Annotated in this window: 8 protein-coding genes; 4 read left to right on the top strand and 4 right to left on the bottom strand. The window is 66.0% G+C overall.

From position 1 onward, the window contains the following. Nucleotides 1-117 precede the first annotated feature (117 nt). Nucleotides 118-4779, top strand: a complete 4662-nt coding sequence (gene gltB / locus H0S73_RS06535) for a glutamate synthase large subunit (protein ID WP_181054262.1) — start codon at nucleotides 118-120, stop codon at nucleotides 4777-4779. 18 nt (nucleotides 4780-4797) lie between these two features. Next, complete coding sequence (locus H0S73_RS06530; RefSeq protein ID WP_181051391.1) at nucleotides 4798-6219, top strand: glutamate synthase subunit beta; 1422 nt, start codon at nucleotides 4798-4800, stop codon at nucleotides 6217-6219. Nucleotides 6220-6293: 74 nt separating this feature from the next. Here H0S73_RS06530 and H0S73_RS06525 read toward each other — a convergent pair whose 3' ends face one another. Continuing rightward, complete coding sequence (locus H0S73_RS06525) at nucleotides 6294-7544, bottom strand: SGNH/GDSL hydrolase family protein (protein WP_181051390.1); 1251 nt, start codon at nucleotides 7542-7544, stop codon at nucleotides 6294-6296. A 57-nt stretch (nucleotides 7545-7601) separates the two neighbouring features. Next, entirely contained in the window at nucleotides 7602-8828 is a 1227-nt protein-coding gene (locus H0S73_RS06520) for a lytic murein transglycosylase (protein WP_181051389.1), read from the bottom strand. Between the two features lie 335 nt (nucleotides 8829-9163). Here H0S73_RS06520 and galU point away from each other — a divergent pair, with 335 nt between their 5' ends. After that, on the top strand, nucleotides 9164-10030 hold the full coding sequence (gene galU / locus H0S73_RS06515; RefSeq protein ID WP_181051388.1) for a UTP--glucose-1-phosphate uridylyltransferase GalU: 867 nt from the start codon (nucleotides 9164-9166) through the stop codon (nucleotides 10028-10030). A 57-nt stretch (nucleotides 10031-10087) separates the two neighbouring features. Then, entirely contained in the window at nucleotides 10088-11083 is a 996-nt protein-coding gene (locus H0S73_RS06510; RefSeq protein WP_181051387.1) for a KpsF/GutQ family sugar-phosphate isomerase, read from the top strand. A gap of 68 nt (nucleotides 11084-11151) precedes the next feature. On the opposite strand, the gene H0S73_RS06505 is transcribed toward H0S73_RS06510, so the two are convergent. Continuing rightward, complete coding sequence (locus tag H0S73_RS06505; RefSeq protein WP_181051386.1) at nucleotides 11152-11601, bottom strand: NfeD family protein; 450 nt, start codon at nucleotides 11599-11601, stop codon at nucleotides 11152-11154. Beyond that, nucleotides 11598-12581 carry an SPFH domain-containing protein gene (locus H0S73_RS06500; protein ID WP_181051385.1) on the bottom strand — a complete coding sequence of 328 codons (984 nt, stop codon included), beginning with the start codon at nucleotides 12579-12581 and terminating at the stop codon, nucleotides 11598-11600. The genes H0S73_RS06505 and H0S73_RS06500 overlap by 4 nt, the downstream gene beginning before the upstream one ends. Nucleotides 12582-12584: the final 3 nt, after the last annotated feature.

Here is a 12584-nt window from a genome sequence, read left to right as displayed (position 1 = left end):
CGGCAGGCCTGAAAGCCGCCTCAAACAACCTGAAGACGTGTTCGGATGTGAGGATCTGCCATGAGCGACGAGCCGACCAAGAGCCTGGAAGCCCAAGTGCCGAGCCGTACGGCCACGATGGCGGACACGGTCAAAACGGTGCGCGATCCGGGCCTGCCGGCCGCCCAGGGCCTCTATAATCCCTCCAACGAGCAGGATTCCTGCGGCGTCGGCTTCATCGCCGACATGAAGAACCGCAAGTCCCACGCCATCGTCGAGCAGGGCCTGTCCATCCTGCACAACCTCGACCATCGCGGCGCGGTGGGCGCGGATCCGAAGATGGGCGACGGCTGCGGCATCCTCGTCCAAATCCCGCACAAGTTCTTCGCCGCCGAATGCGCCAAGGTCGGCATCTGGCTGCCCGAGGAAGGCCAGTACGGCGTCGGCCACCTGTTCATGCCCCGCGACCCGGAGGGCTTCCAGCTCGTCGAGGAGATCGTCACCAAGGCGATCACCGACGAGGGCCTACAGGTTCTCGGCTGGCGCGACGTGCCCGTGGATTCGAGCGATCTCGGCGAGAGCGTGAAGGCGACCGAGCCGCAGCACCGCCAGATCTTCGTCGGCAAGGGCAAGGGCATGGACGACGCGGAGACCTTCGAGCGCCGTCTGTTCATCGCCCGCAAGGTCATCTCCAACGCCGTCTACGACATGAAGGACGAGCGCACCGCGGGCTATTACCCGGTCAGCCTGTCCTCGCGCACCATCGTGTACAAGGGCATGGTGCTGGTGACGCAGCTGCGCGACTACTATCCCGACCTTCAGGACGAGCGTTTCGAGAGCGCCATCGCGCTCGTGCACCAGCGCTTCGCCACCAACACCTTCCCGACCTGGCAGCTCGCCCATCCCTACCGCATGGTCGCCCATAACGGCGAGATCAACACGCTGCGCGGCAACGTGAACTGGATGGCGGCCCGTCAGGCCTCGGTCGATTCCGAGCTCTTCGGCAACGACATCTCGAAGCTCTGGCCGATCTCCTACGAAGGCCAGTCCGACACGGCCTGCTTCGACAACGCCCTCGAATTCCTGGTGCGCGGCGGCTACTCGCTGTCGCACGCGATGATGATGCTGATCCCGGAGGCCTGGGCCGGCAACCCGCTCATGAACGACGACCGGCGCGCGTTCTACGAGTATCACGCCGCCCTCATGGAGCCGTGGGACGGCCCGGCCGCCGTGTGCTTCACGGACGGCAAGCAGATCGGCGCGACGCTCGACCGCAACGGCCTTCGCCCCGCGCGCTATCTCGTGACCGATGACGGCCTCGTGGTGCTCGCCTCCGAGATGGGCGTGCTGCCAATCCCGGAGGAGAAGATCGTCGAGAAATGGCGTCTCCAGCCGGGCAAGATGCTCCTCATCGACCTGGAGGAAGGCCGCATCGTCTCCGACGACGAGATCAAGCAGCAGCTCGCGCAGGCGAACCCCTACAAGGAATGGCTCAAGCGCACGCAGATCGTGCTGGAGGACCTGAAGCCCGTGCAGGCGCGCGAGTCGCGCACGGACGTATCGCTCCTCGACCGCCAGCAGGCCTTCGGCTACACGGCGGAGGACCTCAAGCTCCTCATGCAGCCCATGGCCGTCACCGGCCAGGAAGCCGTCGGCTCCATGGGATCGGACACGCCGATCTCCGCGCTCTCCGACAAGGCGAAGCTGCTCTATACCTATTTCAAGCAGAACTTCGCCCAGGTGACGAACCCGCCGATCGATCCGATCCGCGAGGAGCTCGTCATGAGCCTCGTGTCGTTCATCGGCCCGCGTCCGAACATCCTGGACCTGGAGGGTACCTCGCGCCGCAAGCGGCTCGAAGTGCGCCAGCCGATCCTCACCAACGAGGACCTGGAGAAGATCCGCTGCATCGGTCATTTCGAGGACCGCTTCGACACGAAGACCCTTGACATCACCTATGATGCGGAACTCGGCGCCGCCGCCCTCGACGGCGCGCTCGACCGCCTCTGCGACCGCGCGGAAGCGGCCGTGCACGGCGGCTACAACATCATCATCCTGTCCGACCGCATGGTCGGCCCGGACCGCATCCCGATCCCGGCGCTGCTGGCCACGGCGGCCGTGCACAATTACCTGATCCGGAAAGGCCTTCGCACCTCGGTCGGGCTCGTGGTCGAATCCGGCGAGCCACGCGAGATCCATCACTTCGCCTGCTTGGCCGGCTACGGCGCGGAGGCGATCAACCCGTACCTCGCCTTCGAGACCATCGCGGACATGCTCGAGAACGGCGAACTGCCGGAAGAGGTGGACGCCGACGAGGCGATCAAGCGCTACATCAAGTCCATCGGCAAGGGCCTGCTCAAGGTCATGTCGAAGATGGGCATCTCCACCTATCAATCCTATTGCGGCGCGCAGATCTTCGACGCGGTCGGCCTCCGCTCCGACTTCGTGTCCCGCGACTTCTTCGGCACGGCGACCACCATCGAAGGCATCGGCATGGACGAGGTGGCGGAGGAGAACGTGCGCCGCCACCGCGACGCCTTCGGCGACGCGCCGGTCTACCGCAACGCCCTCGATGTGGGCGGCGAATACGCTTATCGCCAGCGCGGCGAGGTCCATGCCTGGAACCCGGACACGGTCGCGACGCTGCAGCACGCGGTGCGCCTCAACGCGCAGGACCGCTACCGCGAATATGCCCGCCTCGTGAACGAGCAGGACAACGAGCTGAAGACGATTCGCGGCCTCTTCCGCATCAAGAATGCTGAAGAGACGGGACGCGCACCGGTTGCCTTGAGCGAGGTCGAGCCTGCCCAGGAGATCGTGAAGCGCTTCTCCACCGGCGCCATGTCCTTCGGGTCGATCTCGAAGGAGGCGCACGAGACGCTGGCGCTCGCCATGAACGCCATCGGCGGCAAGTCCAACACCGGTGAAGGCGGCGAGGAGCCGGAGCGCTTCCGCCCGCTCGCCGACGGACGCTCCAAGCGCTCCGCCATCAAGCAGGTGGCCTCCGGCCGCTTCGGCGTGACGACGGAATATCTCGTCAATGCCGACATGATGCAGATCAAGGTGGCGCAGGGCGCGAAGCCCGGCGAGGGCGGACAGCTTCCCGGCCACAAGGTCGACGTGAAGATTGCCCGCGTGCGTCACTCCACGCCCGGCGTCGGCCTCATCTCGCCGCCGCCGCACCACGACATCTATTCCATCGAGGATCTGGCCCAGCTGATCTTCGACCTGAAGAACGTGAACCCTTCGGCTGACGTGTCGGTGAAGCTCGTCGCGGAGGTGGGCGTCGGCACGGTGGCGGCGGGCGTCGCCAAGGCGCGCGCGGACCACATCACGATCTCGGGCTTCGAGGGCGGCACGGGCGCGTCTCCCCTCACCTCGCTCAAGCATGCGGGCTCGCCCTGGGAGATCGGCCTCGCCGAGACCCAGCAGACCCTCGTGCTCAACCGCCTGCGCGGCCGCGTGGCGCTGCAGGCGGATGGTGGCCTGCGTACGGGTCGCGACGTGGTGATCGCGGCCCTGCTCGGTGCCGACGAGTACGGCTTCTCGACCGCGCCTCTGATCGCGGCGGGCTGCATCATGATGCGCAAGTGCCATCTCAACACCTGCCCGGTCGGCGTCGCCACGCAGGATCCGGTGCTGCGCAAGCGCTTCAAAGGTCTGCCTGAGCACGTCATCAACTACTTCTTCTTCGTCGCCGAGGAAGTGCGCGAGCTGATGGCCGAGATGGGCTTCACCTCCATCGAGGAGATGATCGGCCAGTCCGACCTTCTCGACAAGAACGTCGCCATCGACCACTGGAAGGCGAAGGGCCTCGACTTCACGAAGCTCTTCCACAAGCCGGAGGTGCCAGCGAGCGTTGCGATCCGTCACCAGGAGCGTCAGGTTCACCCGATCGCCAACGTGCTCGACCGCGAGTTCATCGCGCAGGCTGGTCCCGCCCTGGAGAACGGCGAGGCCGTCGTCATCGAATCCCGGGTGCGCAGCTCCGACCGGACCGTGGGCGCGATGCTGTCCGGCGAGGTGGCGAAGCGCTACGGCCATGAAGGCCTGCCCGACGACACGATCACCGTGAACCTGAAGGGCACGGCGGGCCAGAGCTTCGGCGCGTGGCTGGCCGCGGGCGTGACGCTCAACCTCGAAGGCGAAGCCAACGACTATGTCGGCAAGGGCCTGTCGGGCGGCAAGATCATCATCAGCCCGTCCCCGGCCTCGAAGGCTCTGCCTGAGAACTCCATCGTGGTCGGCAACACGGTGATGTATGGCGCCATCGCGGGGGAAGCGTATTTCCGCGGCGTCGCAGGCGAGCGTTTCGCCGTGCGCAATTCCGGCGCAATCGCGGTGGTGGAAGGCACCGGCGATCACGGCTGCGAATACATGACCGGCGGCCTCGTGGTCGTGCTCGGCCAGACCGGCCGCAACTTCGCGGCGGGCATGTCGGGCGGCATCGCCTATGTGCTCGACGAGGACGGCACGTTCGGCAAGCGCTGCAATCTGTCCATGGTCGATCTCGAACCCGTCGAGGAGGAGGAGGACCTGATGCGCCGCCTCCACCATCACGGCGGCGACCTGGAGACCAAGGGCCGCATCGACATCATGGCCAACATGTCAGGCCCCGATGAAGAGCGCCTGATGCAGCTCATCACCAATCACCACACCTATACGGGCTCGACGCGCGCCAAGGAGATCCTGGACAACTGGGCAACCTATCGCACCAAGTTCGTGAAGGTCATGCCGGTCGAGTATCGCCGCGCGCTCCAGGAGATGGATCGTCTCCGGAACCTGCAGGCGGCGGAATAAGGATTAAGGGGCAAACCGATGGGCAAGGTCACAGGCTTTCTCGAATACGACCGGCAGGAGCAGAAGTATCAGCTCGCCGGAGAACGCGTGCGCCACTTCCGTGAGTTCACGCTGCCGCTCGACGACAACGACCTGAAGAAGCAGGCTGGACGCTGCATGGATTGCGGCATTCCGTTCTGCCACGGGCCGACGGGCTGTCCGGTGCACAACCAGATTCCCGACTGGAACGATCTGGTCTGGCAGAACGACTGGGAGGAGGCTGCGCGCAACCTCCACACCACCAATAACTTCCCCGAATTCACGGGCCGCATCTGTCCTGCCCCCTGTGAGGAAGCCTGCACGCTCAACCTGGAAAACCAGCCGGTCACCATCAAGACCATCGAGCAGGCCATCGCCGACAAGGCCTGGGACATGGGCTTCGTGAAGCCGGAGCCCGCGGGCTTCTCCACGGGCAAGCGCGTCGCCGTGATCGGCTCGGGACCGGCCGGCATGGCGGCCGCCCAGCAGCTCGCCCGCGTGGGCCACGAGGTGCACGTGTTCGAGCGCCAGGCGAAGCCCGGCGGCCTGCTGCGCTACGGCATCCCGGACTTCAAGATGGAGAAGTACCACATCGACCGTCGCGTGAAGCAGATGGAAGCGGAAGGCGTCGTCTTCCATTGCGGCGTAAACATCGGCGTCGACAAGAGCTTCGCGTCGCTCCACAACGAGTTCGACGCGGTGCTGTTCGCCGGCGGCGCGGAGGATCCGCGCAACCCGAACCTGCCGGGCCAGGACCTGAAGGGCGTGTACTACGCAATGCCCTATCTCACCCAGTCGAACCAGCGCGTGGGCGGCGAAGCCGTGACGATGGAGCCGATCCTCGCGGCCGGCAAGAACGTGGTCGTCATCGGCGGCGGCGACACCGCCTCCGACTGCGTCGGCACCGCGTTCCGCCAGGGCGCCCTCTCGGTCACGCAGCTCGACATCCGCCCCAAGCCGCCGGAGCGCGAGGACAAGCTGACCGTATGGCCCTATTGGCCGACGAAGATGCGCACCTCGTCCTCTCAGGCCGAAGGCGCGGAGCGCGAGTTCCAGGCCGCCACTCTCGGCATCGTCGGCAAGAAGGGCCAGGCCACCGGTGTGCAATGCGCTCGCGTGGACGAGAAGCGCCAGCCGATTCCGGGCAGCGAGTTCATCCTCAAGGCCGACCTCGTCTTCATCGCCATCGGCTTCGCCGGCTCGGTGAAGGAAGGCCTGCTGGACGAATCCGGCGTGGCCATGGACCGTCGCGGCAACGTGGTGGCGGACGACCGGAGCTACCGGACCTCGAGCGAGAAGGTCTTCGTGGCCGGCGACATGCGCCGGGGCCAGTCCCTGGTCGTCTGGGCCATCCGCGAAGGCCGCCAAGCCGCGCGTTCCATCGACACCTTCCTGATGGGCGGGAGCGACCTGCCGGTCTGATCCATCCACCTCTTAGAAGGGAAGCGGCGGCCCATCGCGCAAATGGGCCGCCGCTTTTTATTGTCTGTTTGTCTTCAGTTGTTCGGCCATCGGAAATCGTCCGCCCGCCCCGGGCGCGAGCCTGGGGCGATGCCCACCCGCAGGGCGCGCTGCACCGTATAGGCGTTGTCCCCTGTGAGCTTCGGCGGGGCCGAGACCAGGGTCCCGCCCGGCGTCACGTCCTGACGGGTCAGGGGAAGGACCGGACCGACCAGGGGCTTCGAGGGCAGGGAGACCGGCGCGGCCGCATCCGGCGGTGCCGGGATCGCCGCCTCGATCGAGGGAGCGGACGATCCATCGGCAGGCGTGATGTCAGCCGGACTGGCAGGAGCTGCCACGGCCGTACCACCCTTGCCCAGGATCCGCTTGATCTCCGTGTCGGCGAAGAAGGCGACCTTGCGGGCGCCCGCGCGGGTGAAGAACACGCCCTCGTTGGTGCGCAGCTTGGCGGGCTCGCCATCCACGTCGGGCCCGTCGGCCGTGTACCGGTTCTCGTCGTCCACGAAGCCCGGCCAGATATCCACATAGGTGCCGCCGCCGCGCTGGACGCTCTCCTTGTAGATCTCGTTGATGACGACCAGATCCTCGGACGCCTTGCTGTTCTTCATCGGCGGAAGACCGATCCACACCAGCGGGATCCCGCGCTCCTTGAACGTGGCCACGATCGCATCGACCCGTTGGCGATAGAGCTCCTTCCACCGGTCCGACAGGGGCTCGACGGTGTTGTCGCCATCCTTGATCGCCTGCCGGTCGCTCGTTCCCAGCACCACCACGGCGACACTCGTCTTCTGGCCTTCGTCCAGGGTCGACCTGATGAAGTTGGGCCAGTCGGCAGGGTCGACGCGCACCAGGCCCATGTCCCGGACCTTCGGCACCACCGCCACGTCCTGGTTCTCGGCGAAATGCGCTTCGAGTCCCTGGCGGGCATAGCCGGCCAGGGCATCCCCGAACACCACCACGAAGGTGCTCGGATCGACCTTCGGCTTCTCCTGCTTGGCCGTGGCCGTCGCGGGCGGGGCGGACTTGCGGGGGCGGACCACGGGCGTGCGGGCCGCCGGCGGCGGCTCGTCCGGCACCCCGAAGAAGCGCCGGAGGCTGAAGCCCTGCTGCTGTTGGGGCTGGGCGGGCTGGACGAGCTTTCCGGGATAATAACCGGGCGGATAGGCTCTGAGATCGCGCTGGCCCTGCGGCTGGTAATAGCCGGATTGGGCCAGGGCAGCGCCGCTTGCACCGACGGCAAGCAGCAAAGTCAGGGTCAGAGGGCGAAGAATCGGCGCTAACGACATCGGCGGTTCCACTTCTGTCCGGACCAGCCTTGAGTATAGAGCCTTGCGGGAGCTCCGTCAGCGGGTCGTGCGCAGTTCGCGCAGGACCGCATAATCGGCATATCCATCCGGGATCAAGCCACGGCGCAGCTGGAAGTTCCGCACGGCCTCCCGGGTCTTGGAGCCGAGCTTGCCGTCCGCATCGCCTTCATAGAGCCCGAGGCGGGCGAGGCGCTCCTGCAATTCCTGGCTGTGATCCTTGCTCAGCATGGGCTGATCCTTGGGCCAAGCCCCCTGGATCGGCATGCCGCCGAGGACCCGGTCGCCGAGATGGGCGACGCCCATGGCATAGGCGTCGGAGGAGTTGTAGGCCTTGATCACGTCGTAGTTGCGGGTCACCAGGAAGGCCGGGCCGCCCGCGCCGCCCGGCAGGAACAGGGTGGCCTCGCCGGTACGGGGCATCGCCTTCCCGTCGGCACGCCGCACGCCCACGGCCTGCCAGCGGGCGAAATCCTGCCTGAGATGCCGGTAATCGAAGCCGCGCGGCAGGGCCACTTCGAAGCCCCAGGGCAGGCCCGGGTCCCAGCCGTGCTGGCGCAGGTAATTGGCCGTGGACGCCAGGGCGTCGGGCACGGAGGACCAGATGTCCCGGACCCCGTCCCGGTTGCCGTCGACGGCGTATTTCATGAAGCTCGAGGGCATGAACTGGGTCTGGCCCATGGCCCCGGCCCAGGATCCCAGCATCTTGGAGCGGTCGATATGCTCGCCTTCCAGGATCTGGAGCGCGGTGAGCAGCTCCTCGCGGAAAAACTCGCCCCGGTAGCCCGTATAGGCCAGGGTCGCCAGCGCCCGGACCGTATAGATCGACCCTGTGAAGCTGCCGAAATTGGTTTCCATGCCCCAGACGCCGAGCACCACGGAGCGCGGAACCCCATAGGTCCGCTCGACGGCGGCGAGGGTCTTCGACCATTCGGCCGCCATGTCCTGGCCGCGCTTCAGGCGCTGGGCCGAGATGGCTCCGTCGATGTAATCCCAGATAGGACGGACGAATTCTGACTGCTTTTTCGTGAGCGCGATGATCTTGGCGTCGGGCTCGACACCCCGGAATGCCTCCTCGAAGGTCCCACGCGACACGCCCCGCGCCTTGGCGGCGGGCCAGAGACCCTGCACGAAGCGCTGGAACCCGGCCTGGGACGTTTCCTGCGCCTGCACGGGCGAAATGCTGCCGCCTGCACCGACGGTGAGGCTCAGACCGAGAAGGAGTGCGCCGGAAAGGCGGCGCACGACGGAAAGCGGCTGGCGCATGGGAGTCGCTCACGGAACAGGACAGATCTGCCCTGCCATGCGACACTAAGCAGGTTAACAGCCGGTTGATAGCTATCCGTGTTGGGAGTGCGTCCTTATGTACCCTCGCCGGATCGTCCGGCCGGTTCGCCTCCGCAAAACCGTCATGGTTGGCAGCTTAACCATAAGACTTCAGCTCTGATTCAGGTCGGGAGCTACACGATGGCGCCGCAACAGTGAAACCTCAGAGGCGCTGCCGCGTTGGAAGGTGCCGAAGCTTGACAGTTATCGGTTCCCTTTTCCCCATCCTGACTTAGATTACCCTTCCCTCTTGATGCTCAATCATGGCTCAATCAATGAAGCGAATTCGCAAAGCAGTCCTTCCCGTCGCCGGTCTCGGCACCCGGTTCCTGCCTGCCACCAAGGCCGTTCCCAAGGAGATGCTCTGCGTCGTCGACCGCCCGGTCGTTCAGCATGTGGTGGATGAGGCGCGTGCCGCCGGAATCGAGCATTTCATCTTCGTTACGGGCCGTAACAAGGCCGTGATCGAGGACCATTTCGACATCGCCTACGAGCTGAACCGGACCCTTGAGGGCCGCAACAAGACCAAGGAGCTGGAGCTTCTCGCCAAGGATCAGCCCCAGGCCGGCCAGACGAGCTTCACCCGCCAGCAGGAGCCGCTCGGCCTCGGACACGCGGTCTGGTGCGCCCGCGAACTCGTGGGCGACGAGCCCTTCGCCGTGATCCTGCCCGACATGCTCAGCCGCGGCTCCATGGAGCAGATGATCGCAGCCTACGACAAGCACGGCGGCAACATCATCGCCGTCGAGGAGGTGCCGGAGGACCAGACGCACCAGTACGGCATCGTGTCGGTCGGCCAGGAATTCGGCCAGACCTTCGAGATCACCGGCATGGTGGAGAAGCCCCCGAAGGGCACCGCCCCCTCGAACTACATCATCTCCGGCCGCTATATCCTGCAGCCTGAGATCTTCGACCTGCTCTCCACCCAGGAGCGCGGCGCGGGCAACGAGATCCAGCTCACGGATTCCATGATCCGGCTGATGAAGGATCAGCCCTTCTTCGGGATGAAGTACGAGGGCAAGACCTACGACACCGGCTCCAAGATCGGTTTCCTCATGGCCAATGTGGCCTATGCCCTCGAGCGCGAGGAGCTTTCCGCCGATTTCCGCCGGGAACTCGAAGCCCTGCTGCGGCAGAAGTAGGCGCGAAGGTTCCACCAAGGGTTCCTCATGGCCGCCTCTCTGTGCTAGAGGGCGGCCATGACGCTTGCACAGCCAGCCCCCCTTTCGCCCGATCCTGCCATCGCCTCGGCCCTGCGCACGCTCGAAACCGAGCGGGACGGCCTGACGATTCTGATGGACGCCATCGGCAACGGCCTCGGTTCCCATTTCACGGGTGCGGTCGAAACCCTGGCCGCGGCCAAGGGCCGGGTCATCGTCACCGGCATGGGCAAATCCGGCCATGTGGGCCGCAAGATCACCGCCACCTTCGCATCGACCGGCACACCCGCCCATTACGTCCATCCGGCGGAGGCGAGCCACGGCGACCTGGGCATGATCCAGACGGACGACGTGATCATCGCCCTGTCCTGGTCGGGAGAGACCGCGGAACTCGCCGACATCATCGGTTATTCCCGGCGCTTCCGGGTGCCGCTGATCGCCCTGACGTCGAACGCGGAATCGACCCTCGGCCGTGCGGCCGACATCTGCCTGACCCTGCCGAAGGCCAAGGAAGCCTGCCCCAACGGGCTGGCGCCCACCACATCGACCACGATCCAGCTCGCGCTGGGCGACGCCCTGGCGGTCGCCCTTCTGGAAAGGCGCGGCTTCACGGCGGAGCATTTCAAGGTCTACCATCCGGGCGGCAAGCTCGGCGCCCGCCTCAAGCTGGTGCGCGACATCATGCATAGGGACGAGCGCCTGCCTGTCGTCGGCATCGAGGCCCGCATGGACGAGGCCATCGCCGAGATCGGCCGCAAAGGCTTCGGGGCCGTGATCGTGATCAACGGCGACGGCACGCTCGCCGGCATCGTCACCGACGGCGACCTGCGCCGCAATCTTAAGCCCGATCTCATGACCCTGCCTGTGACGGCCATCATGACCCGGACGCCCCGGACCATCGCGCCCGACGCCCTCGTGGCGACCGCGCTGGAGATGGAGGAGGCTTCCCGGATCACCGCCCTGATCGTGGTCGAGAACAGCCGACCCATCGGTCTGGTGCATTATCTCGATTTGCTGCGGGCCGGGGCGGCTTAGTCTACCTCGCAGTCAGTCCCGATCGGGCATAGAGCTGCAAGGACATGCTTGGGCTGCCTCTCAAGCTGTTACGGGTCATCCACCACGAGCGTCGATCCCTCGATCCGCACGACCCGTACCTTGGCACCGGCAAAGCGGTCGGCGCCCGTCACCCGCCAGGAACTGTCGTCGACCCGGATGCGCCCTTCGCCGTCCTTGATCGGCGTTTCCAGGGTGAAGACCCGTCCGATCAGGGAGTGGCCGCGCTGGTTGAGCGGCGCGGCCTCCGTCTCCGGCTGCGTCTTCGAGCGGGTGACGTAGCGACCCAGGATCACCGATCCGACGGACAGGAGCGCGAAGAGGAGCGCCGCGGCCTGCCAGGACAGGCCGAGGAGGGCATCAAGCATTCCGGTCATGATGGCAGCGAGGCCGAGCCAGAGGAAGAACGAGCCGGGCGCGAGAAGCTCGACGCCGATAAGGACGACCCCAAGGATGATCCAGGCCCATGCGCCCAAGCCGATGAACGCCTCGGCGATCATGAGCGCTCGGCTCCGCCGGGAACCGTGGGAACGCTGCGGGCGGGCCTGGCGCTCGCTCCGTTCTCCCCGAACACGGATTTGGTCAATTCGGCGATGCCGCCCAGGGTCCCGGCCAGCCCGGCCGCCTCGATGGGAACGATCACCACCTTCTGGTTCGGCGCCGAGGCGAGCGCCCGGATGGCGTCGATGTATTTTTCCGCCACGATGAAGTTGGCGGCGTTGAGATCGCCCTTGGTAATGGCATCGCTGACCATGCCGGTCGCCCTGGCCTCAGCCTCGGCCTGACGCTCGCGCGCCTCGGCGTCCCGGAACGCCGCTTCTTTCCGACCCTCGGCGGCGAGGATCTGCGCTTGCTTCTGGCCTTCGGCTCGCAGGATCTCGGACTGGCGCATCCCTTCCGCCTCGAGGACGGCGGCGCGTTTCTCGCGCTCGGCCTTCATCTGCCGCGCCATGGCGCCGGCGAGGTCCTGCGGCGGGACGATGTCCTTGATCTCGACGCGGGTGACCTTGGCCCCCCAGGGCGAGGCCGCCGCATCGACGACGCGCAGGAGCTTCTCGTTGATCTCGTCGCGATGGGAGAGCAACTGGTCGAGGTCCATGGAGCCGACGACGGTGCGGATATTGGTCATGGTCAGCACCAGCAGGGCCTGATGCAGATTGGACACCTCGTAGGAGGCGCGGGACGCATCGAGCACCTGGAAAAAGGCCACCGCGTCGATGGTGACGCCGGCATTGTCCCGGGTGAAGGCCTCCTGGCTCGGAACGTCGAGCACTTGCTCCATGACGTTCACCTTCTTCCCGATCTGGTCGATATAGGGCACGATCAGGCCGAGACCCGGCGTCAGCGTACGCGAATAACGCCCGAACCGCTCGACCGTGTAGGCATAACCCTGCGGAACCGTCCGGATGCCCATGGCAATCGTCACCACGACGACGAGCACCAGTACGATGACGAAGATATCGAAACCACTCAGCGGCATGAG

Origin of the sequence: Microvirga mediterraneensis (assembly GCF_013520865.1) — a bacterium.
In the GTDB taxonomy this organism is placed as follows: domain Bacteria; phylum Pseudomonadota; class Alphaproteobacteria; order Rhizobiales; family Beijerinckiaceae; genus Microvirga; species Microvirga mediterraneensis.
The sequence above is the reverse complement of the archived record's forward strand: the minus strand, read 5'-3'. Positions and strand labels throughout refer to the sequence as shown.

Bases quoted from the DNA above. Each gene is read 5' to 3' on its own strand.
- gltB (WP_181054262.1), top strand. From the start codon at position 118: ATGGCGGACACGGTCAAAACGGTGCGCGATCCGGGCCTGCCGGCCGCC.
- H0S73_RS06530 (WP_181051391.1), top strand. From the start codon at position 4,798: ATGGGCAAGGTCACAGGCTTTCTCGAATACGACCGGCAGGAGCAGAAG.
- H0S73_RS06525 (WP_181051390.1), bottom strand. From the start codon at position 7,544: ATGTCGTTAGCGCCGATTCTTCGCCCTCTGACCCTGACTTTGCTGCTT.
- H0S73_RS06520 (WP_181051389.1), bottom strand. From the start codon at position 8,828: ATGCGCCAGCCGCTTTCCGTCGTGCGCCGCCTTTCCGGCGCACTCCTT.
- galU (WP_181051388.1), top strand. From the start codon at position 9,164: ATGAAGCGAATTCGCAAAGCAGTCCTTCCCGTCGCCGGTCTCGGCACC.
- H0S73_RS06510 (WP_181051387.1), top strand. From the start codon at position 10,088: ATGACGCTTGCACAGCCAGCCCCCCTTTCGCCCGATCCTGCCATCGCC.
- H0S73_RS06505 (WP_181051386.1), bottom strand. From the start codon at position 11,601: ATGATCGCCGAGGCGTTCATCGGCTTGGGCGCATGGGCCTGGATCATC.
- H0S73_RS06500 (WP_181051385.1), bottom strand. From the start codon at position 12,581: ATGCCGCTGAGTGGTTTCGATATCTTCGTCATCGTACTGGTGCTCGTC.